Here is a 26,142-nt window from a genome sequence, read left to right as displayed (position 1 = left end):
GGTATCGATGCGTTGATGCATGGGAAATGGCCATTTTGGTATGAAGCCATCCAAATATGGATATTCCGTGGGATGACGCGCGGCTGTTCCTGGCCATCGCGGAGACGGGCAGCTTCAGCGCGGCGGCGAAGCGGCTGCGCATCGGCCAGCCGACGGTGAGTCGCAGGCTGGCGGCGCTCGAGTACGAGGTGGGGGCGAAGCTGTTCCGGCGGAGCGTGGACGGCGCGGCGCTGACGTCGGCGGGGGAGCGGCTGCTGCAGCCCGCGAGGAAGATGGCGGAGTGGGCCGGAGAGCTCCAGCGCGCCGCCGAGTCGGCCGATTCCTCGCCCCAGGGGCTGGTACGCGTGACGGCGAGCCCCTTCGTGAGCTTCGACTTCCTGGCGCCCTTCGCGGGCCACGTGGCGCGCAAGCACCCGGGGCTGCGGCTGGAGGTGCAGTCGTCGGTGAACTACGCGGACCTGGGGCGCGGGGAGGCGGACCTCGCGCTGCGCACGCGGTCCACGAGGAACGCGGACCTCACCCGCGTGTACACGCTGGAAGTGGAGACCGCCGTCCTCGTCTCCAAGTCGCTCAAGGCGACGCTGCCGAAGCGGCCGACGCTCCAGGAGTTGCCCTGGGTGGCGTGGGCTCCGCCGTTCGAGGCGATGTCGCCCAATCCCCAGTTGGAGTCGCTCATCCCGAACTTCGCCCCCGTCTTCACCGCGGACAACTTCCTGGTGCTGCTGGCGGCGGCGGAGGCGGGCGTGGGCGCGATTGCGCTGGGCCATGTCACGCACCGCTTCAGCCAGCAGCGGGAGCGCAACCTGGTGCCGCTCGACATCGACCTGGGGCCCTACAAGAAGAGCCAGCTCCACCTCATCTGCGCGAAGTCGGCCCTGGAGATTCCTCGCGTGCGCAAGGTGTCGGAGCTGCTGGTGGAGGAGCTGGAGCGCGCGAAGTCGCGCTGACTTCGCGCGCTCGGAGACGCGGGCTACGGCATGGGAGGCATGCCGCCGTCCCAACCCGGCGGAGGGCCACCGGGGCCTCCGTCGCCGCCCGGCGGAGGGCCGCCCGGACCACCACCGCCTCCGCCGCCTCCTGGAATCTGGCACTGCGCGGTGTCCAGTGAGGAGCGGATGATGAGCGTCTTCCACGCGAGCATGGCGCCGTCCGCCTGGCGTGAGGTCTGGAAGAGGTAGTTGCCCACGGACTCGGCGGACACGACGTTGTCGTTGGCGTTCGTCGTGTCTCGCGGTCCGCGCGTGTTGTAGAGCGGCTGGTGGTTGATGACGTCGTCGTTGAGCGCGTCGTCGAAGAAGAGCTGCGACGTCACGTACTCCGCCTCGCCCATGCGAATGGTGAAGTGGATGTGGACGGTGCGGCTGCTGTACCAGCCGGGGAAGCAGGTATCGAAGTCGGCGCGGCCGTCGGCGTCCGTCACCTGCACGCCTCGGAACCACCGGGCGGACGTGGCCGTCGGGTCGTCCGAGGTGCAGAAGGTGCTGGCGTCCTCGCCCGAGTAGAGGCCCTCCGGCGCGGCGTGCCAGATGTCGACGGAGGCGCCCTGGATGGGCTCGCACGCCTCGTTCAGCACGCGGAAGGCCAGCCGCACGGGCAGGCCGTCGTGGCCCTCGCTGATGTCCTTGCGGACCAGCGTCTGCGCATAGCAGGGGCCCAGGGTGGCCGCGCAGGTGAGGGCGCAGGTGGTGCCCGCTTCGTCGGTGAAGGGGTTGGCGTAGGTGCCCGCCATCACCGCGGTGCCGCCGGTGGCCCAGTCGGTGGCGGTGGTGCCCGCGTCGGTGTTAGTTCCGGAGTCGGTGTCTCCCCCGGTTCCCGGGGTGCCCGAGTCATCCGCGCCACAGGCGAGCACCTGCACCAGCGGTATCGCCGCCAGCGTCAGGCCCATGCCGCGCAGCACCCTTCGGCGGGATATCACCGAGGTGAGGGTGTCCTTCCTGTCCTGGTCGCTCATCGCGAGTCCTCTCCTGGGCCGGTGCGAGTGGGGAGGTCCGGTCCATGTCGCCCGTGTTCTCGGGCCCGAGAATCGCTATACCCAGGGAGTTCTTAAGCAGACCTTACGTGCCACCCACGGAGACCGGCCGCATGACGACACTCAAGGGGAAGACGCTTTTCATCACCGGGGCCAGCCGAGGAATCGGCAAGGCGATGGCCCTCCGGGCGGCGCGCGACGGCGCCAACATCATCATCGCCGCGAAGACGACGGAGCCGCACCCCAAGCTGCCGGGCACCATCTACACGGCCGCGGAGGAAATCGAGAAGGCGGGCGGCCGGGCGCTCCCCTTCGCGGTGGACATCCGCGACGAGAAGCAGATTGCCGCGGCGGTGGCGAAGGCGGTGGAGACGTTCGGCGGCATCGACATCCTCATCAACAACGCGAGCGCCATCAGCCTCACCGGCACGGAGGACACGCCGATGAAGCGCTATGACCTGATGCATGGCATCAATACGCGCGGGACGTTCGCCTGCTCGCAGGCGTGTATTCCGCACCTCAAGCGCTCCAGCAATCCGCACATCCTCAACAACTCGCCGCCGCTGAACATGGAGGCGCGCTGGTTCTCGCCGCACGTCGCGTACACGATGGCGAAGTACGGCATGAGCATGTGTGTGCTGGGCATGGCGGACGAGCTGCGCCCGGATGGAATCGCGGTGAATGCGCTGTGGCCGCGCACGGTCATCGCGACGGCGGCGGTGCAGAACCTGCTGGGCGGTGAGGAGACGATTCGCGGCAGCCGCTCGCCGGACATCATGGCCGACGCCGCGTACGCCATCCTCACCAAGCCGAGCAAGAGCTTCACCGGCAACTTCTGCATCGACGAGGACGTCCTGCGCGCCGACGGCGTGACGAACTTCGACAAGTATCAATCCGTGCCCGGCGCGGAGTTGTTCCCCGATTACTTCCTCTGAGGGGTGGATTGGTACGGCCCATGCTTCCGGTTCGGGAGCGTGGGCCGTGCGTTGAGTATTCCGGCAAGGGCCCAAGGCGAGGAGGGTGGCGAGATGGCGTGGGAGTCCGAGCAGGGTGTGACGTCGAGTGTCGCGAGGAGCCGCCAGGATGAGCGGTGACGCCAAACAGGGAGGGCCCGGTCCGGGAGAGTTCCTGGTCTACGTGGGTGAGGATGGTGTCTCGAAGGTCCACGTGCGGCTCGTCGAGGGCACCGTCTGGCTGACCCAGAAGCAACTGGCCGAGCTCTTCGGCAAGGACGTGCGAACCGTCAACGAGCACCTCCAGAACATCTACGAGGAGGGAGAGCTCGACCCGGCGGCAACCCTCCGGAAATTCCGGATAGTTCAAATGGAGGGCACCCGGGAAGTCGCGAGGCTGGTGGAGCACTACTGCCTGCCCGCGATTCTCGCGGTCGGCTACCGGGTCCGCTCCACTCAGGGGACGCGGTTCCGGCAGTGGGCCACGGCCCTGCTGGACGAGTACCTGGTGAAGGGCTTCGTGCTCGACGATGCCCGCCTCCAGTCCGCCGACTCGTTGGGAGAGGACTACTTCGACGAACTCCTGGAGCGAATCCGGGAGATTCGAGCGTCGGAGCGTCGGTTCTATCAAAAGCTGACCGACATCTACGCCCAGTGCAGCGTCGACTATGACGCCCAATCGGATATCACCCAGACGTTCTATGCGACGGTGCAGAACAAGCTGCACTGGGCCATTCATGGCCACACCGCCGCGGAGCTGATTCGAGAGCGCGCCGACGCGAGTCAGCCCCACATGGGACTCGCGACCTGGAAGCACGCTCCCGAAGGACCCATCCGGAAAGCGGATGTCACGGTGGCGAAGAACTACCTCACGGAGCCCGAGCTGCGAGAGCTCAGCCGTGTCGTCACGATGTATCTGGACTACGCGGAGGACCAGGCCCGCCGCCGGCGCCCCATGACGATGGAGAGCTGGGTGGCGAAGCTGGATGGCTTCCTCCAGTTCAACGAGCGGGACGTCCTGTCCCACGCGGGGCAAGTCAGTCACGAGCTGGCGACGGCCCACGCGGAATCCGAGTTCGACCGGTATCGCGAGAACCAGCGGAAGCTGGAGTCGAACCTGCCGACTTCCGACTTCGACCGGGCCGTGGAGAAGACGAAGCAGCTCGAATCCAGGACAGGGGGCCGAGGCAAGAAGCCATGAGTCGGCTGCTCCCGGGCGGCGAGCCCGCCTGCCCCGGGGGTGGGCGGACCACCGGTAAAATGTTCGGGAGAAGAGGCTCCATGCGGCAGTGATTGCGTGCTTGTGGACGCGACACTAGAAGCCCAGGTCACTTCCATTCTTCCGAACGAGCACTGATGTCCGCGCCGGACTTCCCCAAACAGCGAGCCACGGCATTCCAGGAAGGGCACCTCGGCGGAGCCGGCGAGATGGCGGAGTTGGTCCGCTCCAAGGACTGGTCCGCGACACCGCTGGGCCCCCTCTCCGGCTGGCCCACGAGCCTGAAGACGATGGTGGGCGTCGTCCTGGGCAACCGCTTCCCCATGCTGCTGTGGTGGGGACCCCAGATGCTTCAAATCTACAACGACGGCTACCGGCCCGTGCTCGGCCTGAAGCACCCGGGCTCCCTGGGCGCTCCCGCCTCCGTTGTCTGGGCTGAAATCTGGGACGTCATCGGCCCCATGGCCCAAGGCGTGCTGAAGGGCGGACCCGCGACATGGAGCGAGCACCTTCCGCTCTTCATCAGCAGCCGAGGCTTCATCGAGGAGACGTTCCACACCTTCTCGTACAGCCCCGTGTATGACGAAGCCGGCCAGGTCGGCGGTGTCCTCGTCACGGTGCAGGAAACCACCGAGCAGGTGCAGGACAACCGCCAGCTCAAGATGCTGGGCGAGCTGGCCACCAGCTCCGCCGCCGCGAAGACGGCCGAGGAAGCCTGTCAGACCGCCGCGTCCATCTTCTCCGGCTACGACCAGGACCTGCCCTTCACGCTGCTCTACCTGCTCGACGACGCCGGCACCGAGGTCCGGTGCGTGGGCTCCAGCGGCATGGAGGGCTACGCGGGCTCCGCGAAGCCCGCGCACTGCGCCTTCAACGGCGTGACGGACCCCGCCGGCTGCTGGCCCTTCGTGGAAGCGGCGCGCACCGGACGGGAGGTCCTCGTCGATGACCTGGCCTCGCGCTTCGGGGACCTCCCCACGGGCCGCTGGGGAACGGCGCCGTCGCGCGCGGTGGTGCTGCCGCTGGCTCGCTCCGGGCAGCCGCATCCGTATGGCTTCCTGGTGGCTGGCGTCAGCCCGCGCCGCGTCCTGGATGACCGCTACCTGGGCCTCTTCCGCCTCACCGCGGACCCGGTGGTGACGGCCATCGCCAATGCCCGCGCCTACGACGAGGAGCGTCAGCGCGCCGAGGCCCTCGCGGCCATCGACCGCTCCAAGACGGCCTTCTTCAACAACGTCAGCCACGAGTTCCGCACGCCGCTGACGCTGATGCTCGGCCCCACCGAGGACGCGCTGGCCTCGCCGTCACGCGCCCTCTCCGGCGAGCCGCTGGAGACGGTTCACCGCAACTCGCTGCGGCTCTTGAAGCTGGTCAACTCCCTGCTCGACTTCTCCCGTCTGGAGGCGGGGCGCATCCAGGCCCACTACGAGCCGGTGGACCTGCCCGCCCTCACCGCGGGACTCGCGAGCGCGTTCCGCTCCGCGATAGAGCGCGCGGGCCTGCGCTTCGACGTCGACTGCGCGCCACTGCCCGAGGACGTCTACGTCGACCAGGACATGTGGGAGAAGATTGTCCTCAACCTCCTCTCCAACGCGCTGAAGTTCACCTTCGAGGGGACCATCCGCATCTCCCAGCGGTGGACGAATGGTCAGGTCGAGCTGCAGGTCTTCGACACGGGCATCGGCATTTCGGAGCAGGAGCTGCCCCGCGTCTTCGAGCGCTTCCACCGCGTCCAGGGCGCACGCGCGCGCACGCATGAGGGCTCCGGCATCGGCCTGGCGCTCGTACACGAGCTGGTCCGCCTCCATGGCGGCACGCTCGGCGTGGCGAGCACGGAAGGCAAGGGCACCACGTTCACCCTGCGCATCCCCTCCGGCGCGGACCATCTGCCGAAGGCGCACGTCGGTGCTCGTGACTCGCGGGCCTTCACGGCGCTGGGCGCCGCGCCCTATGTGAACGAGGCCCTGCGCTGGCTGCCAGGCGGGCTGGAGGTGGAGTCGCTGGAGCTGGGGGAGGAGGTCCCCTCGGCGCAGAACGTCGCCAAGGGCGCGCGCATCCTGCTGGCGGACGACAACGCCGACATGCGCGAGTACCTGACGTCGCTGCTCTCGCGGACCTGGGAAGTGGAAGCGGTGGCGGACGGCCTCGCGGCGCTGGAGTCCGCGCGAGCCCGACCTCCGGACCTGGTGCTGACGGACGTGATGATGCCGGGGCTGGATGGCTTCGGCCTGCTGCGCGAGCTGCGCGCCGACGAGCGGACGCGCGGAGTGCCCGTCACCGTCCTCTCCGCGCGAGCGGGTGAGGAGGCTCGCATCGAGGGCCTGCGCGCCGGCGCCGACGACTACCTGGTGAAGCCCTTCTCCGCGCGCGAGTTGATGGCGCGGGTGGAGACGCAGCTCACCAAGGCGCGGTTGCGGTCCATCCAGGAGGCCCATGCCCGGCTCCTGACGCGCGTCTTCACGTACGCGCCGGTGGGCATCTGCATCCTGAAGGGGCCCGAGCACATCTTCGAGTTCGCCAACGCGGGTTACCTGCGGCTCGTCGCCAACCGCCCCGTCGTCGGCCAGCCCATCGCGAAGGCGCTGCCGGAGCTGGCGGGCCAGGGCATCTTCGAGCTGCTGGACAGGGTCATCGCCACGGGCGAGCCATACATCGGCCGTTCGCTGCGACTGATGATGGTCTCCGGTGAGGGGGGCCCTCCGCGCGAGGTGTTCTTCGACTTCGTCTACCAGCCGATGCTGGACGACGAGGGCCGGGTGGACTCCATCGTCGTGGTGGCCTTCGACGTGACGGACCTGTCCAACGCGCGCCGCGAGGCGGAGGCGGGCAGCCGCGCCAAGGACGAGTTCCTGGCGATGCTCGGCCATGAGCTGCGCAATCCGCTGGCGCCCATCCTCACCGCGCTCCAGCTGATGCGGCTGCGTGGCGGTGACGGCGCGGAGCGCGAGCGCACCGTCATCGAGCGACAGGTGCATCACCTGGTGCGACTGGTGGACGACCTGCTCGACGTGTCCCGCGTGACGCGGGGCAAGCTGGTCCTTCGCCGTGAGCGCGTGGAGCTGGCGGAGGTGGTGGCGAAGGCCATCGAGCAGTCCAGTCCGCTCCTGGAGGAGCGCGGCCACCACCTGGTGGTGGAGCTGCCTCGCCATGGCCTGTTGCTGGACGCCGACGCGACGCGACTGGGGCAGGTGTTCTCCAACCTCCTGACGAACGCGGCGAAGTACACGGAGCCCGGTGGGCGCATCACCATCACCGGGACGCGAGAGGGTTCGGAGGTGGTGGCCTCCGTCCAGGACAACGGCAGCGGCATCACTCCGGAGATGCTGCCGCGCATCTTCGACCTCTTCTTCCAGGAGCGGCAGGAGCTGGACCGCTCGCAGGGCGGACTGGGACTGGGGCTCGCGATTGCCCGGAGCCTGGCGGCCCAGCACGACGGCACCATTCAGGCGAGCAGTGATGGCCGGGGACAGGGCAGTACCTTCACCGTGAGACTGCCCGCGCTGGAGGCGCTGCCCGCCGAGGCGAGCGTGGCCTCCGCGGTCGCGGCGCAGGAGGTCGCGCCGATGCCGCACCGCGTGCTGATTGTCGACGACAACCGCGACGCGGCGGACGTACTCGCCGAGGCCCTGGACATGCTGGGCTGCGAGACGCGCGTCACCTACGACGGCCCGAGCGCGCTCCAGGTGGCGCCGTCCTTCTGCCCGGAGCTGGCGCTGCTGGATATCGGCCTGCCCGTCATGGACGGCTACGAGCTGGCGCGCAACCTGCGCACCCAGCGCCCGGACGGGGGCCTCCAGCTCATCGCGGTGACGGGGTATGGCCAGGAGTCGGACCGGCAGCGCTCGAAGGAGGCGGGCTTCGACGCGCACTTGGTGAAGCCCATCGACTTCGCCACCCTGGGCTCGTTGCTCAAGCGCCTGAACTCGGCCCGCTCCAATTGACTCACCCCGCCGAGCGCGCGGCCTGGCTCGGCGGCGGTGCCCAGGTGGCATTGAGCGAGTGGATGGTGCTCACCGGGATGTCGAGCAGGAACATGTAATAGAGGGCGCGGTGCTGGTCGTTGACCTCGTCCTCGAAGGCGCCGAAGCCGCTCACCGAGTAGACGGTTCCGAGCAGCTCCGTGCCGGTCGTGGGCTGCTGGTACGTCAGTGCGTTGTCCCGGAGGGTCCTCAGCGCGGCGTCGACGGCCGCCTTGCACAGCAGGCCGCACGCGGGGCCGCCGGGGTACAGGGACAGGATGGACGTCAGCCCTTCCTCGGTCCACGCGCGCGGCACCACGTCGAGCGCGTTGTAGTAGCGCTGGGCCTCCGGGAAGGCGGCGTCGAAGGCCTCGGCGAAGGCGGGATTGCCCGCGGTGGGCGCGGCGAAGGTGACGGGGAGCACGGACACGTTCGTCAGCGCGCCCTGGAGCCACGCGGCCAGCACGGTGGCCACCTGTCCCCCCAGGCTGTGCCCGGTGACGAGCAGCGACGTTCCCTGGGGCAGCCCCTGGAGGAACGTCAGCAGCGCGCCGCCGCCGGGGCCCACGGACGAGGACATGGCCACGACGTTCTTCCACACCTCCACGGCGCCCTTGGAGATGGCCGCATCGGCGGGAAACGACGGCGCGGTGAAGGGCAGGGGCTCCTGGGGGTTGATGTTCTTGTCCTGGAGCAGGTCCTCGATGCGGTCGAACAGGGTGCCGCGCACCACCACCGCGCAGTCGCCGCTCGTGTTGGCGGCGACGTAGACCAGGTCCTCGCCGTGTGTCGCCGGGCCCCACGTCACCTGCCAGCCCTCCGTGAGCGTGGCGGACAGGGCCTCGTTCATCAGGGTGTAGCGCTTGGAGTTCGAGTCGAACTGGCCCAGGTAGGAGACGGCGCAGAGGGTGATGCCGAGCTGGGAGGGATTGTTCGCGGAGGCCATGGTTCTTCCTTCAGGACAGGGAGCCGGAGACGCTTGCCCCCATTGTGCACCGGCCGGGGCTTCGTCGCCGTCCTCGCGCGCGGGGACTCGGCTATGCTGGGGCCCTCCGCATGGCCCTGGAAGGGCACGGCGCGCGTCGCCCCCCTTCCACGCGGTCCGGGGAGAAGAGACGAGGCGTTCGGGATGAGCAGCGATGTGGCGGGAGCGAAGGACGGAGTGGTGGTTCTCGATTACGCGAAGCTGGTGGACGGCGCGGACCTGTCCGCCGACATCGAGCGCGCGTATGGGTATGACGGCATTGGCCTGCTCATCGTCCGGGGCATCCCCGGGCTGGTGGAGCTGCGGCAGGGGTTGTTGCCGCTGGGCTTCCGGTTCGCCGCGCTGCCCAATGACGTGAAGGACCGCTACGTCCACGAGCGCAGCAGCTATTCCTTCGGCTGGAGCCACGGCAAGGAAGTGCTCAAGCCCGGCCAGTTCGACGAGTTCAAGGGCTCCTATTACAACAATCCCCAGTACGACTCGCCCCAGGTGGATGCGTCGCTGGTGGAGAAGTACCCGGAGAACTACCTCCCCAACGTGTGGCCGGACCCGGACTTCCCCGCGCTGCGCCCGGCCTTCCAGGCCCTGGGGCGGAAGATGGTGGACGTGGGGTTGCTCGTGGCGGCGCAGTGCGACCGGTACGTGACGGCGCGGCTGGGCGAGAGGCTCTCGCCGGATGCACAGCTGGCGCGGACCATCCGCGAGTCCCGTGCGTGCAAGGCGCGGCTGCTCTACTACTTCGCCATCAACGAGGACTCGACGCCGCGCACGCGCGATTCCTGGTGCGGCTGGCACAGCGACCACGGCTCGCTGACGGGGCTGTGTCCGGCCATGTACTTCGATGCGGAGCCTGGGGCCTCGGAGCCGACGCGGCAGGACATCGCGGTGCCGGACCCGGAGGCGGGGCTCTACGTGCGCACGCGCGGTGGCGAGGAGCGCAAGGTCGTCATCCCCAAGGACTGCCTCGCGTTCCAGATTGGAGAGAGCGCGCAAATCGTCACGGGCGGACTGCTGCGCGCGACACCGCACGCGGTGCAGGCGCTGGCGCACCCGGCGAGCCGCAACATCTCCCGCTCGACGTTCGCCGTCTTCATGCAGCCCGATAACGAGGAGCGCCTGCGTCCGCCCGAGGGCACGGACCCGGCGGAGCTGCGCGTGGGCGCCTTCCAGCCGGGCATGACGTTCGGCGACTTCGCCCGCGCCACATTCGCGAAGTTCTACAACCCCTACGCGTGACGCGCGGCGCGCGCGGGGTGTCTCCTCAAAAGACAGACACCTCGCGCAGTTGGTGGAAGTAGCCGCGCATCGGTGGGTTGCTGGACGGTTTCGCGGTGAAGATGCGCACCCGGTCCACGAGCGGCGTGTCTTCCCGGAGGGGCGCGTCGACGTCGCGCTCGAAGGCCACCTGCGTGTTCCTGTCGTCCGTGTGGGGCGGGGTGTCGAGCGCCAGAATGAGGGTGTCCTGGCCCAGCGGCTGCCATGCGCCGCCCTCCAGCGAGCCCTCGACGTGAAGGACCTCTTCCATGAACGTGCTGTTGTGGCCTCGCACCAGCACGCGGCGGGGATGGACGGGCTCCCGCAGCCGGATGATGAGCACCTGCTCCAGCGCGCCGTACATCGGCGTTGGCACCTTGACCGACTCGAGCTTGCCGTCGGTGAAGGGACACGGGTCCACGACGCCGTCATCCGTCTCGCAGGGCTGTCCCCGGCTGAAGGGGATGCGTCCCGTGAAGGGCAGCGGCACCGGGGGCGCCTCATGCACATCCACATATTCCAGGACGCTCAGGAACCAGTCCCGCCAGCCCTCGGCTCGGGCCTGCACGAAGGCGAGCGGTGGCGCGAAGTCCTCCAGCATCTCCGGCCCCAGCCACGCCTCGCCGGAGCGCTTCTCCTGGCTCCACACCACGCCGGACTCGCCACGCGCCTGCACGAAGTAGCCGTGCTCGGGGATGTCCGCGAGCGGCGGCACGTCCACCCACGTCAGGCGAACGCCGCCCTCGTCCTCGCTCGCACGCAGCTGGCTGTCCCAGCGGCGCAGCGGCGGCAGGTCCACGTCCCGCATGAAGTTGAAGGCCAGGAAGTCCCTCGCGCCGTCCAGGGACGGCAGGTGGAGCTGGAAGGCGCTGAGGCTCGCCCAGGGGGATGGGCGATCCAGTTGGTCCGCGCCGGTGTCGCGCGCGGTCAGCTCGTGGAGGAACAGTCCTTGCGCGTCCGGAGTCACCAGGGCCCAGGGCTCGTACGCGAGTGTGAGGCGTCCACTTGGAGCTTGTCCTGGGATCGGCTGGGGTCCATCCAGCCGGCGCGGACGCATCAGCGTGAGCGGAGCGCCGCGCCAGGGTGAGCCGTCGGACTCCAGCGCGGTGCCGGAGAGGAAGACGGGAGACTCGGGCTCCAGCGCGCAGCCCGCCGAGGTGATGACGCAGGCGAGCCCCATGAGCAGGTGGCGCATGTCAGAAGGTCCCCTTGACGCCGAGCGTGGGCAGAATCACCGGGATGCCGAGGCTCTTGCGCTTCAGGCCCACGGGCTGGCCCTCTTCACCCTCGTAGCCATAGTCGCGGGTCAGCACCTCGCTGCGCGCGGTGACGTTGAAGACATCCAGGTACACATCGAGCATGAAGTTGTCGAAGACGAGGCTGCGTGAGGCGCGGAAGTCGACGCGGAAGAAAGAGGGCAGTCGGTCCACCGCGTCGCGGCTCACCGGTTTCCACTCGGGCTCGCCGTCCTCGCCCAGGCCCTCGCGCATGGTGCGGTAGCCGAACTGACCCGTCTCGGGGCGGCCGGTGTTGAAGTGCGCCACCGCGCCCACGGTGACGAAGTCGAAGCGGTAGCTGAGCGCTGCGTTGACGGAGTGCGCCTGCTCGAAGGCATAGGGCAGGTAGCCCTCCGCCATGCCGAGCTCCTCGCCATCCGGGCCCACCTTCGCGTAGCGCGTGAAGCGCCGGCTCTGGTTGAAGCCATACGTGAGCCAGCCGAACCAGCGTCGCCCCAGTGGCCTGCGCACCATCAACTCCACGCCGTAGCTGTGGCCCCGGCTCTCCACGTCCTCGGCCTCGAGTCCCCGACGCCGCAGGTTGCTCACCACGTCCTCGAAGTTGAACTCCAGCGTGCGCAGGAGCGGGTTGAAGTACGCCTCCGCGGAGATTTCCCACTCCGAAGATGGTCGCCACTCCGAGCCGAGCGAGAACTGCGCCGCGCGCTGGAGTCCCCGCTCCAGCGCGAGCATCTCTCCGGCGGGCACGGGGAGCAGCACCGTCGCGGGCTGGTGGTACAGGCCCGCGCCTGCCTTCAGCGTGAGCGTGTCCGTGAAGGCATGCCGCACCGCGAGCCGAGGCTCCACCGCCAGCCGCGTCGTGTCCCCGAAGCCGTGGTAGCTGTCCAGCCGCAGGCCCGGCACCAGCGTCCACCGCGGGGAAGGCCGCCAGGTGAGCTGCGTGCCCACGCCCGCGAAGGTGCCCAGGATGCCAGGGCGCGAGTACGCGTCCTTCCCGTCGACCGGGCCCACGGGGCGGAACAGGCCGGTGGCCACCATGCTCGCGTCGCGTCGCTCCAGGTGTCCGAAGACCTCCAGGTTCAGCTCGGAGGACAGCTCGCGTGTGTAGCCCGTGCGCAGGGCGACGCTGCCCTGGGTCAGCTCGTAGCGGCCGGGCGCGCTGCCGCCCTTGTTGTAGGCGAGGCTCAGCCGGTCATACCCGAGCGTCAGGCCCACCTCCGCCTCGCCGCTCGCGAAGGGGTGGCGACCGCGCAAGTCGAGCCGGTGGAACAGCAGGCCCACGCCGCCCGAGCTCTGCGTGGGGATGCGCGCCGTGAGTCCCACCGCGTCCGATGTGCCGAGCGCGAGGACTCGGAGGTTGCCCTGGCCCACGCGCTGCTCCACGCGCGTCTGGTAGTCCCAATAGTCCGCGTACAACTTGGGCTCGCCGGGCTCCGAATACACGTTGCCGCCTATCGTGGTCGACGACGGCCCGGTGAGGCTGTTGGCGATGCGGGTGATGAGGAGGCCCGTGTAGCTGATGCGCGCGGCGGCGGTGACGGTGGTTCCCGTCTGGGGAATGGGGACCTCGAGGAACGCGCCTGCGTGGATGAGGTCCAGGTAGGCGCTGCCGTGCAGGCCCTCCTCGCGCGGCCGGCTCACGTGCGCGTCCACCGCGCCGCCCAGCAGGCTGCCGTAGCGCGCGGAGGGCACACCGACCTGGAAGTCGAGTGACTCGACGAGGTCCGGGTACACCACCGCGTTGCCGACGAGCAGGTGGTACAGGAAGGGCACGCGCACGCCGTCCACGTAGAAGGCACTGGCGGCGGGCTGCACTCCGCGCACCACGGGATAGGAGAGCCCCGAGGCCAGCGCCGTCACACCCGGCATGAGCATCACCACGCGGAACGGGTCGCCCATGGTGCCGGGGACCTCGCGCAGCTCCTGCTCGTGCAGCGTGACGCGGGAGACCTCGGTGCGCGGCCGGTCCGCGCGCACCACCGTCTCGTAGGGGTTCACCGCGAGCGGCTCCAGCGAGTACAGCACCTCCAACTGCTGGCTCGCGTCGAGCGTCTCGGTGAGCATCAGCAGCCGATGCCCGGGCGCGGTGATTTTCAGCGCATGCTCGCCGGGGGGCAGCTCCAGTTGGAAGAGTCCCTGGGCGTCTGTCTCCGTCGACGCCGCGTCGGCGCGCACGGTGGCTCCGGCGATGGGCTTGCGTGTGCCCTTGGCGCGCACCCGGCCGGTGAGCACCGCGCGGAGGGCGGCCACGGGGGGCGGCTCGAAGCGATAGGTGAAGGGCAGTCGCACCGTGACGGGTTGCCCTTGTGAGGTGGCTGGGTGGAAGCGCAAGCGGGGCGCGGCGTGCAGCGCGGCCTGGGCGAGCGCGGAGGGAGGCTCGCCCACGATGCGGGCCTCGACGACGTCACCGGCCTCGTCGACGGTCAGCTCCAGCTCGACGGTGACGGGCGCGTCCAGGTGGAGGCCTTGAGGCAACCGCGCGGGAGCGTCCTCGGCCAGGGTGGGGGGAATGAGCGCGGAGAGCGGCGAGGACTCGGTGCCGGGCCGCGGAGTCGTCTGGGCACGAAGGGGGACGGCGACCAGGGCCAGGGCGAGAAGAGACGGTCCGAGTCGCGTCATCGTGTGGGGGCGGGGGTGTGGGCGCTGAAAACCTCCTATACGTGACCACAACGGAAGTCAGGTTGTCGCGGGCCGTGTGGCAATGACGTTCATCTGGCAATGAGTTCATCTCAGGTGGACGGTTTGCCCGAGGCGACTGGCGCAATACCCATCCACGGCCACGGCACCCAGGATGAAGGCGGCGGCCGCGGCGATGTTCCCCTTGCGAGGGCTCTGTCGGAGCGCGGGCCCCAGGCTCGCGAAGGGCCGGTGCTTGCCTTCGCAGTCCGGCAGGGCGAGCGTGGGGCTTCCCTGTCGTTCAGGAGCGGCGCGATGACCCTGGGTTCCTGGCGTTCGTTGTGGTGGAGCATGGGTGTCCTGCTGTCCTGGGGGCTGGCTGCTCCGGCGAGGGCGCAGGCGACCGGGCCCGAGCGGGTCGCGGTGCGCGCGGCGAGGCTGTTCGACGGCAGGAGCGCGAAGCTCGTGACGAAGGCCGTGGTGCTCATCGAGGGCAATCGCATCCAGGCGGTGGGCTCCGGCCTGGCCATTCCCGAGGGCACGCGGGTGCTCGAGTTAGGGGACGTCACCCTCCTGCCGGGACTCATCGATACACATTCGCACCTGCTCACGAACCTCGAGTTGGGAGGGGATGGGTCGAGCATGGAGCTGCAGGTGGCACGGATGAGCACGGCCGAGCGTGCCTTGATGGGTGCGAAGCTGGGGCGCGAGTTGCTGGAGGCGGGCATCACCACGGTGCGGGACGTGGGCAACTCCGGTGTGAATGGGGATGTGGCGCTGCGCAATGCCATCCAGCGAGGCTGGGTGGAGGGGCCGCGCATCTCCGCGTGTACCCGCGCGCTCGCGCCGCAGGGTGGACAGTTCGGGCAGCTCCAGCAGCCCGTGCAGGGACTCATCGACCAGGAATACGTCACCGTGACAGGCGTGGACGAGGCGCGCCGTGCCGTGCGGCAGGCGGTGTATGACGGCGCGGACTGCATCAAGGTCATCGTCGACAATGGCCACAACATCCTCTCGGTGGAGGAGCTGAAGGTCATCGTCGAGGAAGCGCATCGGGTGAAGCGCCCGGTCGCGGCGCACACGACCAAGGACGACAGCATCCGCGCGGCGGTGGAGGCGGGGGTGGACTCCATCGAGCATGGGTATGCGTTGCCGGATGACGTGCTGGCTCCGATGGTGCGCAAGCGCATCTTCCTCGTGCCCACCGAGGGACCGCTGGAGATTTGTGAAGAGTTTCCTTCGGACGCGGGTGACGCGGAGGCGCGGCGCGCCATGAAGGAGCGCTGCCAGAAGCTCGTGGCCAAGGGGTATGAGCGCACGCGTCGAGCCGTGGCGGCGGGCGTGCGGTTGGCGGCGGGCTCGGACATGTACCTCGCGGTGCCAGGGCAGACGCGTGGCGCGTCCACGATGCGCTCGCTCACCGCCCATGGTGAGGCGGGCCTTCCACCGGTGGAGGTCCTGCGCGCGGCGACAGCGAATGCGGCGGAGCTGCTTCGCATGCAGGACCGGGTTGGCACGCTGGAGGCGGGCAAGCTCGCGGACCTGGTGGCGGTGAAGGGCGACCCGTTGAAGGACCTCAAGGCGCTGCGTCAGGTGCGCTTCGTGATGAAGGACGGCAAGGTGGTGGGGGACGCCCAGGGAGCGCTGTCCCCGGTGGCGACGCCCGCGCGCTGAGAGCTGGCGGAGCGCTCCTCGGAGCCACGCGGGGTGGCGCGTCGATGGCGCCGCGCTCGTGCGTTTCGCGAAGCCTCCGTCCTCCGGCACGCTCCTCGGAAGTGTCGCGAGGGCTCCGGCTGGAGTAGTTACCAGGGGCCATGCTCTCCCGGTCCGCTCGACGCGTCTCGCTCACGGTGCTCCTCCTCGTCTGCGCCTCCTGTGCGCGCGTGCCGCGTCCAGCGGTCACCCGTCCCCAGGAAGCACTGGTGGAGTTCTCCGACACGGTGAAGCTCGTGGACGACGGCGAGTCGGCGTCCCTGCGCATCGCGCTGGACCAGAGCCTCATCTGGCTGCGCACGCGGCCGGTGGACCAGCGCTTTGTCTACGGCCCGCGCGAAGTCACGGCCGGAGAATTGGTATCCGCCCTGGAGCGGCTGCGCGCGCGCCTCACCGACGGCATGTCCTCGCTGGAGGTGTCGAAGGCGGTGATGGAGGACTTCGACCTGCTCGAGTCCGCTGGAGGCGAGGACGGCACCGTGCTCTTCACGGGCTATTACGAGCCCGTGCTCGAAGCGAGCCTGTCGCGAACCGACGAGTACCGCGTCCCCGTGCTGTCCGCGCCCGATGACCTCATCGAGGTGCCGCTGGAGCCCTTCGCGGAGCGCTTCGCGTCAGAGCGCGTCTTCGGGCGACTGGAGGGCAAGCGACTGGTGCCCTACTGGAACCGCGCCGAGATTCGCGGCGGCAGGCTGAGCCCGCGCAAGCTGGAGCTGGCCTGGGTGAAGGACCCGGTGTCGCTCTTCTTCATGGAGGTGCAGGGCAGTGGCACCCTGCGGCTGAATGACGGCGGCGATCGTCGCGTGGGCTACGCCGCGTCGAATGGCCGTCCATACCGGAGCATCGGCGCCCTGCTCATCCAGGAGGGTGTGATTCCCCGCGAGCAGATGTCCATGCAGGCGTTGAGAGCGTGGCTGGCGGCGAACCCCACCGAGCGCGACCGCGTGCTGGACTACAACGAGTCCTATGTCTTCTTCCGCTTCCTGCCAGGCGCGGCGGTGGGCTCGCTGGGCAGGGAGGTGACACCGGGCCGCTCCATCGCCACGGACGCGCGACTGTTCCCCAAGGGCGGTCTGGCCTTCATCCTCACGGACCACCCGGTGAAGATGGCGGATGGCTCGGTGCAGTGGAGGCCGCTGTCCCGCTTCGTGTTCAACCAGGACACGGGCGGAGCCATCCGGGGGGCGGGCCGCGTGGATGTCTTCTGGGGCCGAGGCCCCGAGGCGGAGCTGGCCGCCGGCATGATGAAGCAGAAGGGGCGGCTGCTCTTCCTGGTGCCCAGGCCCCGCGTCCCGGTGGTGGAAGCCCGGTGACGCGAGGCCCGGAGGTGGCTCAGCGCTGGGCCACGCCGGCCTTCTTCAGCTCCTCGTCGATGATGCGACGGAAGTGGTCGATGGGCATCGCGCCGACGATGGGTTGGCCATTGACGAAGAACGTGGGTGTCCCCCGGGCACCCACCCGAATGCCCTCGGCCGAGTCCAGGTCGATGCGCGCGTCGAACTTCCGGGCGTCGAGCGCATTCTTGAAGCGCGTCACATCCAACCCGACCTGCTTCGCGTAGCCCTCCATCGACGACCGGTCGAGCTGCCGCTGGTTGGCGAAGAGGAGGTCGTGAAACTCCCAGAACTTCCCCTGCTCATGCGCCGCCATGGACGCGGCCGCGGCGAGCTTCGCGTTCGGATGGTTGGGCAGCGGCTGGTGCTTGAAGGCCACGCGCAGCTTGCCCTCGTACTCCTTCTCCAGCGCCTTCAGCGTGGGCACCGCGCGAGAGCAGAAGGGGCACTCGAAGTCGGACCACGCCACCAGCGTGACGGGCGCGTTGGCGGGGCCGCGCGAGGGCGCCTCACCCACCTCCACCTGCTGCCGGGGCAGCTCCGCCGGAGCGGGAGGCGCGGGTGGGCGCTCCACGCCGCGCTCGATGATGCGCGCGTAGACGTCCGCCTTGGGCACGCCACCCTTCACCAGCGCCTCCGCCTTGTTCAGCTCCTCGTCCACCACGCCGGTGAAGACCGTCAGCGGCTGGGCTCCGTTGATGAAGCGACCGTTGACGAAGAAGCCCGGCGTCCCGCTGGCGCCGAGCTGAATCGCCATCGCCTCATCCCGGCGGATGCGCTCGGCCAGCTTCGGCTCCGCCAGGTCCTGCTTCCAGCGCGCGACGTCCAGCCCCAGCTCCTTCGCGTAGCGCTCCAGGTCCGCGTCGGACTGGGCCCTCGGGTTGGCGAAGAGTACGTCATGGTACTGCCAGAACTTCCCCTGCTCTCCGGCGGCCAGGGCCGCGACCGCCGCGGGCCGGGCGCGCGGGTGCATGTCCAGCGGGTGGTGCTTCATCACCACGCGCAGCTTGTCGCCATAACGCTGCTGCAACTGCTTCACCGTGGCGTGGCCGCGAGCACAGAAGGGGCACTCGTAGTCGGAGAACTCCACGAGCGTGACGAGCGCGCTCTCCTCGCCGTGGATGAGCGAGCCATCCACCGGCACCTTGTAGACGACGGGAGAGATGGGAGGGCGCTGGCGGTCAGAGGGTTGGGCCACGGCGGCTGGCGTGGGAGTGGTGCCCTTGGGGGCAGCGGCGGGCGCCGACGTGCGGCCTCCCACGAATCCCAACACGAGCCCCACCACGAGGCTCACCCATACGGATGGCTTGCTCACGACACGACTCCTGGAAAAGTGACGCCACGGAGTGCGCCGAGCGCGCCGAAAGTTTCAGCGCTCTTTTTCGAGGACCTGGGTGCGAGTCAGGCCGACCTGTCGGCCGGAGCACCTGACTCCAGGGGAGAGGGCCATCCAGCGCTGCCCTGGTGGCCTGCTCTCGGGGCGCTTGCCCGCCATTTCGGCGGTTGTCCATGAGCGGGCAGGCCCCACCTTTGTGGAGGAAGGGAGGCCGTGCCTCATGCGAGGGAAGGTTGCCTGGATGGCGGTCGTGGTCGCGAGCCTGTCGCTCATGCTGTGCGCGGGGGGCTGTACGGCGGAGGCGCAGTCAGCGTCCGAGGAGGCACGGCCGCCGGCCGCCCCCTCGGAAGTGAAGCCGGTGCCTCCGTCAGGACAGACGCCGACACCCGCCGAGGTGTCCGAGCTGTGGAACAGCATGTCGGGGCTGCGCGCGGAGGTCCGCCAGCTCCGTCAGGAGGTCTCGAAGCTGCGCATGCAGGTCGGCGCCCAGGCGCAGGGCACGGGCGGCTCGGGCACACAGGCGCGGGCGGGTTCCGAGCCGGATACCCAGGCGAGCGGCACGGGGGGCGCTGGCACCGCGCCACGACAGGTGGAGAACGACGTGCCGCCCGCTGGCTCCAACGTGCCGGCACCGACGGGGACGGCGGTGGTGATGGCCACCTTCACGGGGGCGGTGCGCTCGGTGGCTCCGCCCGATGTCGTCATCGCGCAGGACAGTGGAGAGCCGCTGACGCTGGAGGTGACTCCGCGGACGCGGGTGCTGCGCAACGGAAAGAGCGTGGGCTTGCGGGACCTGGACCCGGGAGATCGCGTCAGCGCGGTGGTGGACATGGTGGGTGAACACGAGACGGTGGAAATCTCGGTGCTCCGGAAGGAGGACCCGGACAATTGAGACGCGGGAGCGACCCGTCAGTCGCTCGCGTTCAGGTTCGTCGTCGCTCGCAGGGAGGTTCCCATCATGACGGCCTTTGACCGATACCGCGCACTGCTGCGCAAGTTCGAGAGTGTGCGTGCGCGAAATCCACAGGGTGGCTCACCCGAGGAGGATGCCTTGTTGGACGACCTGGACGATGTCTGGTCGGAGATGAGCGAAGGCGAGCGCGCCGCCGCATCCCCCGAGCGCGACCGGGCCCTGGGGCTCTCGGATTCGCAAGACTCCGCGTCTCCACCTCCGGGCTGAGGTGCTTCTATTTACGGGCCGTGGGGAGAGGCGTTCCCCGCGGCCCGTGTTCGTCGGAGCGCGGGACAGGTGAAGCCCCCCGAGCCCTCCGCCGGGAGCGCAGCACCGCGCGCGTGTAGTCCACCACCGAGGCGAGCGACAACACGGCGATGAGCGCGACGAGCGGGCGCACGGCGGGGGGAAACAGCAGCACGCACAAGAGCGTCACCAGTTGCAGCGAGGTGACCACCTTGCCGAGCATCCGCGCCTTGAGCTCCACCCGCCGCAGCTTCGGCACCAGCCGGGTGACGATGAAGCCCACCGCGGTGCCGATGTCCCGCACCAGCAACAGCAGGACCTCCGGCAGGGTGATGAGGCTGTCGAGGTAGCAGACGAGGATGGCCGTCACCATGAAGGCGCGGTCGGCCACCGGGTCGATGAGCGCGCCCAGTCGCGTGGCCAGGCCCTTGTGTCGCGCAATCCAGCCGTCGAGGAAGTCGGAGAAGGCCGCCAGCACGACGAGCGCCGCGCGCACCTTCGCGTCGGACTCGACGATGAAGGCCACCGCCATGGGGAGGCGGGACAGGGACAGGATGTTGAGCAGCACGAGGCTCGCCTGGCGGCGCATCTTCGTTCAAAGGTAGTGCACGAGCGTCATCACGCACCTGCCGGGGAGGAGGAGGTGTCGTCGAGTCGTCGGTCATCGCCCCGGCGGAGAGCAGGCGACCTCACGCGCGTGCGCATTCCACGAAACGCGAGGCTGCGAGGGAACCTTCGAGCGGCGAGAATCCTCCCATCCGAAGCGCCGCTCCCCACCTGCCTGGAGTCTCCCGTCGTGACCGCATCCGAGTGTCCGCCCCTCTCCCCGTCCTCTCCACTTCGCACCGGGGCGGCGTGGCTCGCCCGGGCCTGTCTGGTGGCGCTGTTGTGGCCAGCAGCCTCGGGGGCCAGCCCGCTGGCGCCGCGCCTGCGGGGCACGGTGCTCGCGACGGCGGCTTCACGGGCCCCCGAGCAGTCCACCGCCTCCGCCGAGCCCCGCGCCCCCACGCGCGAGGAGCTGGCGCGCTACGGCTGGCTGGCGAAGGACGCCCAGGTCCGTCCACTGGAACTCGCCATCCCCGCGCCGGAGGGCTACACGCGCGTGACGCTGGAGACGGGCTCGTTCGGCGCGTGGCTGCGCGGCCTGCCCCTGCGCGCGCGGGGCACGCCGGTGCTGCACTTCCGGGGCGGAGAGGTGTTGCCCGGCGACGATGCTCGACTGGCGGCGGTGGCGGAGCTGGACATCGGCTCGGCCAATCTCCAGCAGTGCGCGGACTCCATCATCCGGCTGCATGCGGAGTGGCAGTGGTCCAGTCAGCAACGGGAGCGCATCGCCTATCGCTTCACCAGCGGACACCTGGCCTCGTGGCCGAAGTACGCGGCGGGAGACCGGGCGCGCATCGCGGGCTCCAAGGTGACGTGGGCGAGGAGCGCGGCGGCGGACAGCTCTCGCGCGGCGTTCCGTTCCTACCTGGACCTGGTCTTCACCTACGCGGGCACGCTGTCACTGGAGAGCGCCAAGGGGCGTCCCGTGCGAGACGAGCTGCGTGGCGGGGACTTCTTCGTGCTGGGCGGCAGCCCGGGGCACACGGTGCTGGTGCTGGACGTGGCGGCCGACGCGGGGGGCCGCCGCGTGGCGCTCCTGGGGCAAGGGTTCATGCCCGCCCAGGACTTCCATGTCCTCTCCTCGGGGAGTGACTCCGTGGGGCCCTGGTTCCCGCTCGATGCCGACGCGGTGAGCACGCCCTTCTGGAAGCCCTTCCCGTGGACGTCGCTGCGTCGCTTCCCGTGAGGCGTGTCGTCGACCTGTCGTTCTCCGCGGGGCCCCCACCCCGACGGTGACTGACAGCGGCCAACGCCTCGCTCGCCAGGGCGATGCGTGCGTCGTCACGAGGCTACGAGTGCAGCGGCATCCTCACGCCCGAAGCCGGAGTCGGCGTCGGCGTGGCGGCGGGCAGGGCCTCCGCGACGGTGGCGGGCTTGCGCGTCAGGTACTTCACCAGGCTGTTGTGCTTGCCCAGGTACGTGTCGAAGCGGTTCACCCCGTCCTCGAGCATGCCCGCCTTGTCCAACTCCTCGTGCATGACGGGCAGGTTGTAGAAGGGCACGGACGGGAAGGCGTGGTGCGTGAGGTGGTAGTTGCAGTTGAGCGGCGCCACGAAGAAGTTCTCCAGCAGCGTGCCCTTCACGTCGCGCGTCTCGCGCGTCTCGTCGCCCTTGATTTCGGCGTCCAGCGGGTGCTCGCCCAGCGCGCGCATCCGGAAGAAGGCCATCATCACCGTCGTCGTCGGCAGCACCCACAACAGCAGCCAGTGCAGCCACGCGCCCGTCATCACCAGTGTGGTGAGCAGCGCGGCGACGTAGATGACGTAGCGCACGTGCTCGGCGGCGGAGACCTTGGGCTTCGCGCCGCCCAGGAGCCGGCCCCAGTACGTCCACGGCAACACCACCTTGAGGTGGTTGGGCGCGTACAGGCCCAGCGCGTCGCCCATGAACACCGCCGCGGCGCGCATCGGCGTGCGCGGGAAGTGCCAGGACGGGTCCTGCTGCATGGAGGCCCAGTACGGGTCCTTCGCCGTGTTGACGTGGCGGTGGTGCTCCATGTGCTGGTGCCGGTAGCCCGCCGTCGTCATGTTCAGCGGGAAGGCGCACAGGAAGTCGGCCACCACGTCACCCACCTTCCGGTTCGACAGGAAGTGGTAGTGCGCCGCCTCGTGCATCAGCGCGAGCATCGCGTGCTGACGCGTGGCGATGACCAGGGCCGCGATGGGCCAGGCCCACCACCGGTCCACCCACACAACCGCGGCAAACGCCGCGACAATGACGAGCCATTGCGTGCCGAGCGCCCACAGCGCCCTCACGTTGCTCACACGGGACATCTCCCGGGTCATTTTCGCCAGCGCCTGCCGATCGACGCGCCGCGCGAACTGCACATCCGCTTCGTCTATGACCTCGGCGTACATGGGGGGCTCCTTCGTCTTTACGAGCAAGCAGGGTATTCCAGGACTCTTTCTCGCAAGAACGGCCAGTATGGCAAGAAATTTCTCTCTGTAACGTACGCACGCCCGTTTCAAACAGCCAAGTGAAGTCCGTCGAAACCCCATGAGGGTCGACAGTGACTCCGACTCTGGCCGGAAGCCGGGTGCGAGTGGACCGCTTGTGGGAGGCACGGGTCCACTGAAGTCAGAGCCCAGACATGCGCCGGGCCCTGGAGACCGATGAAGGTCCGCAGGGCCCGGCTCATGACATGGATGGGGAGGCGCGGGAAGCGCCGATTTCCCGGGGGCGGTGGCTACGGGACAGCCGCGGACGGCGTCCACTCCACCTTCAGGTGCCGCATCTGGCGCAGGACGATGCTCTGCCAGGTGCCGTGGTCCTGGTTGGGGACCATGCGCGGGTCTTCCAGTGCGTCCAGGAGGACGTTGGTGGTGATTTGCGCCTGGAGCCGGGCCAGGGGCGCGCCCAGGCAGAAGTGCGTGCCACGGCCGTAGGTGAGGTGCTGGGGCGGCTTCTCGCGGTCCACGTCGAGCTTGTTCGAGTGGGGGCAGAGCGACTCGTCCCGGCTGGCCGCGGCGTACAGCATGAGGAGCCGTGAGCCCTTGGGCAGTTGGACGCCGCCGACCTCCACGTCCTCCAGGGCGGTGCGAATCATCGCGTGCTGGACGGAGTCGTAGCGGCAGCCCTCCTCGATGAACTTCGGGACGAGCTCGCGGTTGTCTCGCAGGCGCTTCCAGAGGCCGTGCTCCAGGGCGAGCTTCCAGGTGTTGGACATCATCGCCGTGGTGGACTCGTGGCCGGCGGACAGCATGGACGCGCCAATGGCCATCACCAGCTCGTGCAGCGTGAGCGCCTCGCCGTCGGCCTCGATTTCCACCAGGTAGCTGATGAGGTCTTCCTGGGGCGCCTTGCGCCGCTCCTCGATGAGCTGGATGCAGTAGCGCTGGAACTCAATCACGCCGCGAGCCATCTCCGGCTGCTTCTCCGGCGGGACGTGCTCGAAGGTGAGCTGCTGCCAGTCCGCGCTCCAGCGTTTTATCTTCCAGACATCCTCCTGCGGCACGCCCATGACGCCGAGGATGACGTGGGCGGGCAGCGGATAGGCCAGCTGCTCCACCAGGTCCGCGTGACCTTCCTGCGCGAAGCGGCCCACCAGCTGGCGCGCCATCTTCTCGATGAAGGGCGCCATGCCGGAGATGCGCTGCGCGGTGAAGCCCCGGTTCATCAGCCGTCGCAGGCGGGTGTGCTCCGGCGGGTCCATGCCCAGCAGCACGTGGGCGATGGGAAAGCCCTGCGCGAGGATGCCCTTCGCCTCCTCCGTGAGGTGGGTGCCGCTCACCAGCATGTCCCGGTTGGAGAAGCGCGACGTGTCCTTGAGTACCTGGAGGACGTCGTCGTTCCGACTCACCAGCCACATGCCCAGCATCGGGCTGAAGCTGACCGGCTCTTCCTTGCGCAGCTTCTCGAAGAAGGGGTGGGGGTTGTCGACGTGCGGCCCCGCGAAGGGGTTGTACTGCGCCCCCAGGTGAGGGCATCGCGAGGCGGGGGCGTGGGCCGGAACACCGGTCTCTTCCTGCTTCTGAACCGTTACGGGCATGGCGTCACTCGTCAGTTCGAGCGCGGGCCCCCCCAGCTCACCGCTCGGACAAAGGATGGTTGAGGCATGGGGCACAGCCGGCTTCCGGAGCCCTGACTTGGAATACCGGGCGCGATGGGGGCTCCAGAATGACCGCCTATACCTCAATTTCCTGGGTTTATGCCAGTATGGTGCGATTTTTTTAGTGAAACTGGTCTCTTGTGACACCACGAAGGTTTAGTATTTATAGAATCCGCCTGATTCCGGAGGGTTGGCCGGACGCACGGACGTCGCATCGGCTTGGATTGTGAGAAATCCAGCAGGCACCAGGGGTACGGGGAGCGCGTCCTCGGAGAGGAAACGGCACTCAACCCGGTTACAGGCGCGAGCTGGGCCCGGGGGGGCGGCGGGGCCCCGGACAGGGGCCACCGCGAAGGTTGAAGCAGACGACGGAAAAAGGCGGACTGCGTGCGCTCAGCCGCTCTTGCGGAGGTTGGCGCGGCGCTGCTGTTCCACCCAGGCGTGGGCCTCGGCCATCGTCTTGACGAACTCCGTCTTGAACTCCGACTTGCCCGTCAGGAACATGCCCAGCGAGATGACCTTGCCAAAGGTCTGCTGGACCATGTCCGCGCCGACGTAGACGCAGCCCTTGAACCACTCCGCCTTGCTGTTGTCGGACAGGTACCGGCGGGCTTCCGCCTGGAGCTGCGAGTTGCCGATATCGGCAATCATGTAATAGCCGCCGCTCTTGGCGACCTGGCCGTAGATTTCAACGGCCCGCTTCATGTCCTCCAGATTCAGCATGCCGCTGAACACGGCCACCACCAGGTCCGGGGCCTCGTGGCGAATCTGGTGGGCACCGAACTTCCATTCCTGTTGCTGCATGGGCGCTCCCTTGGGCTGACGACACAAGCATACCGCCCGTGGCAACAGGGAGCGAGAATCCAGTCTTCCCTCCCAAACCAGGACTTTCGGAGGGGGCCTGGGTCTGGAAGGAGACAGCGGGGGTGTCAGACTTCACACAGCCCGTGAAGCGAGACTCAGCCGGCCTTTCGCTGGGAGCGAGCGCGGTTCTGCTGGACCCAGGCGCGGGCGTCGTCGAGCGTCTTGACGAAGGTGGTCTCGAAGCTGGACTTGCCGGTGAAGAGCATGGCGAGGGAGATGGCCTTGCCGAAGGTCTGCTGGACGATGTCGGCGCCGACGTAGACGCAGCCCTTGAACCACTCGGAGCGGTTGTTCTCGGACAGGTAGCGGCGGCCGGCGGCCTCAATCTGGGAGCGGCCGATTTCCGCGAGGATGTAGTAGGGGCCGAGGACGGTGAAGACCTCCTTGTAGATTTCGGAGGTGCGCTTCACGTCGTCCATCGTGATGGGGCCCTCGAAGGTCGCCACCGCGATGTCTGGCGGCTCGATGCGAACCCGATGCGCGCCGTACTTCCACTCCCGAGCCTTCTCCACCATGTCATCCCCCACCCAGAGGTCCAGTCTGTCGGAAGGATAACGCCCGTTCCCGGGGTGAAGGCAAACGGACGCCGTGGGTTTGGTCCCTGGAGTTCCAGAGGGGCGTTTTTCTCCAAATGGGCACGAATTACCCGACGTGGGGCCTCCGACGTGCCGGTGGGGGTGTTGGGGTGAGAACCGTGGGTCGTCGGAGTGGGTTGACGGTGGCGTGGAGGGTTGGAGACATGCCGGGCACCCATGGTCCGCTCGTTCTTCGTCGTGTTCGTGTTGGGTGTCGCGGTGCTGTCGGCGGGGTGCCGGCGGGGCGGCTCGGGCTCGGACGAAGGGCGTGATGG

General features: G+C 68.8%; 20 protein-coding genes. 10 read left to right on the top strand and 10 right to left on the bottom strand.

Annotated features, from left to right (window positions below):
- Window positions 1-56 precede the first annotated feature (56 nt).
- Window positions 57-947: a LysR family transcriptional regulator gene (locus HR086_RS05095; protein ID WP_174458163.1), complete on the top strand. Its 891-nt coding sequence runs from the start codon at window positions 57-59 to the stop codon at window positions 945-947.
- Between the two features lie 23 nt (window positions 948-970).
- Here the strand turns inward: HR086_RS05095 and HR086_RS05090 are convergent, their stop codons facing one another.
- Complete coding sequence (locus tag HR086_RS05090; RefSeq protein WP_174465020.1) at window positions 971-1,951, bottom strand: protocatechuate 3,4-dioxygenase; 981 nt, start codon at window positions 1,949-1,951, stop codon at window positions 971-973.
- Window positions 1,952-2,082: 131 nt separating this feature from the next.
- Between HR086_RS05090 and HR086_RS05085 the strand changes: the two genes are divergently transcribed.
- The 3 genes from HR086_RS05085 (at window position 2,083) to HR086_RS05075 (ending at window position 8,082) form a co-directional block, all read left to right on the top strand.
- Window positions 2,083-2,904 carry an NAD(P)-dependent oxidoreductase gene (locus HR086_RS05085; protein WP_174460487.1) on the top strand — a complete coding sequence of 274 codons (822 nt, stop codon included), beginning with the start codon at window positions 2,083-2,085 and terminating at the stop codon, window positions 2,902-2,904.
- A 148-nt stretch (window positions 2,905-3,052) separates the two neighbouring features.
- Window positions 3,053-4,123, top strand: coding sequence for a virulence RhuM family protein (locus tag HR086_RS05080; protein WP_174460488.1), 1,071 nt, complete (start codon window positions 3,053-3,055; stop codon window positions 4,121-4,123).
- Between the two features lie 227 nt (window positions 4,124-4,350).
- Complete coding sequence (locus HR086_RS05075) at window positions 4,351-8,082, top strand: ATP-binding protein (RefSeq protein ID WP_254626184.1); 3,732 nt, start codon at window positions 4,351-4,353, stop codon at window positions 8,080-8,082.
- A 1-nt stretch (window position 8,083) separates the two neighbouring features.
- Here the strand turns inward: HR086_RS05075 and HR086_RS05070 are convergent, their stop codons facing one another.
- Window positions 8,084-9,046 carry a hypothetical protein gene (locus HR086_RS05070; RefSeq protein WP_174465018.1) on the bottom strand — a complete coding sequence of 321 codons (963 nt, stop codon included), beginning with the start codon at window positions 9,044-9,046 and terminating at the stop codon, window positions 8,084-8,086.
- A gap of 183 nt (window positions 9,047-9,229) precedes the next feature.
- Between HR086_RS05070 and HR086_RS05065 the strand changes: the two genes are divergently transcribed.
- Window positions 9,230-10,321, top strand: coding sequence for an isopenicillin N synthase family oxygenase (locus HR086_RS05065; RefSeq protein WP_174460491.1), 1,092 nt, complete (start codon window positions 9,230-9,232; stop codon window positions 10,319-10,321).
- Window positions 10,322-10,346: 25 nt separating this feature from the next.
- Here HR086_RS05065 and HR086_RS05060 read toward each other — a convergent pair whose 3' ends face one another.
- Together HR086_RS05060 and HR086_RS05055 are read right to left on the bottom strand one after the other, a co-directional pair.
- The gene (locus tag HR086_RS05060) at window positions 10,347-11,534 is read right to left on the bottom strand and encodes a hypothetical protein (RefSeq protein WP_174465017.1); all 1,188 of its coding nucleotides are present in this window, start codon (window positions 11,532-11,534) and stop codon (window positions 10,347-10,349) included.
- 1 nt (window position 11,535) lies between these two features.
- Window positions 11,536-14,196: a TonB-dependent receptor domain-containing protein gene (locus tag HR086_RS05055; RefSeq protein WP_174465016.1), complete on the bottom strand. Its 2,661-nt coding sequence runs from the start codon at window positions 14,194-14,196 to the stop codon at window positions 11,536-11,538.
- A 312-nt stretch (window positions 14,197-14,508) separates the two neighbouring features.
- Between HR086_RS05055 and HR086_RS05050 the strand changes: the two genes are divergently transcribed.
- Entirely contained in the window at window positions 14,509-15,867 is a 1,359-nt protein-coding gene (locus HR086_RS05050) for an amidohydrolase family protein (protein ID WP_174465015.1), read from the top strand.
- A 140-nt stretch (window positions 15,868-16,007) separates the two neighbouring features.
- A complete protein-coding gene (locus HR086_RS05045; protein ID WP_174465014.1) occupies window positions 16,008-17,219 on the top strand; it encodes a murein transglycosylase A in 1,212 nt (403 codons plus the stop codon).
- A gap of 19 nt (window positions 17,220-17,238) precedes the next feature.
- Here the strand turns inward: HR086_RS05045 and HR086_RS05040 are convergent, their stop codons facing one another.
- Window positions 17,239-18,555 carry a thioredoxin domain-containing protein gene (locus HR086_RS05040; RefSeq protein WP_174465013.1) on the bottom strand — a complete coding sequence of 439 codons (1,317 nt, stop codon included), beginning with the start codon at window positions 18,553-18,555 and terminating at the stop codon, window positions 17,239-17,241.
- A gap of 262 nt (window positions 18,556-18,817) precedes the next feature.
- Between HR086_RS05040 and HR086_RS05035 the strand changes: the two genes are divergently transcribed.
- Entirely contained in the window at window positions 18,818-19,468 is a 651-nt protein-coding gene (locus tag HR086_RS05035; RefSeq protein ID WP_254626183.1) for a hypothetical protein, read from the top strand.
- Window positions 19,469-19,534: 66 nt separating this feature from the next.
- Complete coding sequence (locus HR086_RS05030; protein WP_141642801.1) at window positions 19,535-19,756, top strand: hypothetical protein; 222 nt, start codon at window positions 19,535-19,537, stop codon at window positions 19,754-19,756.
- Window positions 19,757-19,763: 7 nt separating this feature from the next.
- On the opposite strand, the gene HR086_RS05025 is transcribed toward HR086_RS05030, so the two are convergent.
- Entirely contained in the window at window positions 19,764-20,363 is a 600-nt protein-coding gene (locus tag HR086_RS05025) for a CDP-alcohol phosphatidyltransferase family protein (protein WP_174465011.1), read from the bottom strand.
- Between the two features lie 207 nt (window positions 20,364-20,570).
- Here HR086_RS05025 and HR086_RS05020 point away from each other — a divergent pair, with 207 nt between their 5' ends.
- Window positions 20,571-21,566 (top strand): DUF4846 domain-containing protein, encoded by a 996-nt coding sequence (locus HR086_RS05020; RefSeq protein WP_174465010.1) that lies wholly within the window; start codon window positions 20,571-20,573, stop codon window positions 21,564-21,566.
- Window positions 21,567-21,669: 103 nt separating this feature from the next.
- On the opposite strand, the gene HR086_RS05015 is transcribed toward HR086_RS05020, so the two are convergent.
- From HR086_RS05015 to HR086_RS05000, 4 genes are all read right to left on the bottom strand, one after another.
- Window positions 21,670-22,737 carry a fatty acid desaturase family protein gene (locus HR086_RS05015; RefSeq protein WP_141642804.1) on the bottom strand — a complete coding sequence of 356 codons (1,068 nt, stop codon included), beginning with the start codon at window positions 22,735-22,737 and terminating at the stop codon, window positions 21,670-21,672.
- 329 nt (window positions 22,738-23,066) lie between these two features.
- Entirely contained in the window at window positions 23,067-24,368 is a 1,302-nt protein-coding gene (locus HR086_RS05010; protein ID WP_174465009.1) for a cytochrome P450, read from the bottom strand.
- Between the two features lie 453 nt (window positions 24,369-24,821).
- A complete protein-coding gene (locus HR086_RS05005; protein WP_141642806.1) occupies window positions 24,822-25,232 on the bottom strand; it encodes an STAS/SEC14 domain-containing protein in 411 nt (136 codons plus the stop codon).
- Between the two features lie 155 nt (window positions 25,233-25,387).
- A complete protein-coding gene (locus HR086_RS05000) occupies window positions 25,388-25,807 on the bottom strand; it encodes an STAS/SEC14 domain-containing protein (protein WP_141642807.1) in 420 nt (139 codons plus the stop codon).
- Window positions 25,808-26,142: the final 335 nt, after the last annotated feature.

Source organism: Myxococcus sp. CA039A, from assembly GCF_013336645.1.
Lineage (GTDB): Bacteria > Myxococcota > Myxococcia > Myxococcales > Myxococcaceae > Myxococcus > Myxococcus llanfairpwllgwyngyllgogerychwyrndrobwllllantysiliogogogochensis.
The sequence above is the reverse complement of the archived record's forward strand: the minus strand, read 5'-3'. Positions and strand labels throughout refer to the sequence as shown.

What these genes read in the sequence shown, in the direction of transcription:
- HR086_RS05095 (WP_174458163.1), top strand. Translation starts at nt 57, where the DNA reads ATGGATATTCCGTGGGATGACGCGCGGCTGTTCCTGGCCATCGCGGAG.
- HR086_RS05090 (WP_174465020.1), bottom strand. Translation starts at nt 1,951, where the DNA reads ATGAGCGACCAGGACAGGAAGGACACCCTCACCTCGGTGATATCCCGC.
- HR086_RS05085 (WP_174460487.1), top strand. Translation starts at nt 2,083, where the DNA reads ATGACGACACTCAAGGGGAAGACGCTTTTCATCACCGGGGCCAGCCGA.
- HR086_RS05080 (WP_174460488.1), top strand. Translation starts at nt 3,053, where the DNA reads ATGAGCGGTGACGCCAAACAGGGAGGGCCCGGTCCGGGAGAGTTCCTG.
- HR086_RS05075 (WP_254626184.1), top strand. Translation starts at nt 4,351, where the DNA reads ATGGCGGAGTTGGTCCGCTCCAAGGACTGGTCCGCGACACCGCTGGGC.
- HR086_RS05070 (WP_174465018.1), bottom strand. Translation starts at nt 9,046, where the DNA reads ATGGCCTCCGCGAACAATCCCTCCCAGCTCGGCATCACCCTCTGCGCC.
- HR086_RS05065 (WP_174460491.1), top strand. Translation starts at nt 9,230, where the DNA reads ATGAGCAGCGATGTGGCGGGAGCGAAGGACGGAGTGGTGGTTCTCGAT.
- HR086_RS05060 (WP_174465017.1), bottom strand. Translation starts at nt 11,534, where the DNA reads ATGCGCCACCTGCTCATGGGGCTCGCCTGCGTCATCACCTCGGCGGGC.
- HR086_RS05055 (WP_174465016.1), bottom strand. Translation starts at nt 14,196, where the DNA reads ATGACGCGACTCGGACCGTCTCTTCTCGCCCTGGCCCTGGTCGCCGTC.
- HR086_RS05050 (WP_174465015.1), top strand. Translation starts at nt 14,509, where the DNA reads ATGACCCTGGGTTCCTGGCGTTCGTTGTGGTGGAGCATGGGTGTCCTG.
- HR086_RS05045 (WP_174465014.1), top strand. Translation starts at nt 16,008, where the DNA reads ATGCTCTCCCGGTCCGCTCGACGCGTCTCGCTCACGGTGCTCCTCCTC.
- HR086_RS05035 (WP_254626183.1), top strand. Translation starts at nt 18,818, where the DNA reads ATGGCGGTCGTGGTCGCGAGCCTGTCGCTCATGCTGTGCGCGGGGGGC.
- HR086_RS05030 (WP_141642801.1), top strand. Translation starts at nt 19,535, where the DNA reads ATGACGGCCTTTGACCGATACCGCGCACTGCTGCGCAAGTTCGAGAGT.
- HR086_RS05025 (WP_174465011.1), bottom strand. Translation starts at nt 20,363, where the DNA reads ATGCGCCGCCAGGCGAGCCTCGTGCTGCTCAACATCCTGTCCCTGTCC.
- HR086_RS05015 (WP_141642804.1), bottom strand. Translation starts at nt 22,737, where the DNA reads ATGTACGCCGAGGTCATAGACGAAGCGGATGTGCAGTTCGCGCGGCGC.
- HR086_RS05010 (WP_174465009.1), bottom strand. Translation starts at nt 24,368, where the DNA reads ATGCCCGTAACGGTTCAGAAGCAGGAAGAGACCGGTGTTCCGGCCCAC.
- HR086_RS05005 (WP_141642806.1), bottom strand. Translation starts at nt 25,232, where the DNA reads ATGCAGCAACAGGAATGGAAGTTCGGTGCCCACCAGATTCGCCACGAG.
- HR086_RS05000 (WP_141642807.1), bottom strand. Translation starts at nt 25,807, where the DNA reads ATGGTGGAGAAGGCTCGGGAGTGGAAGTACGGCGCGCATCGGGTTCGC.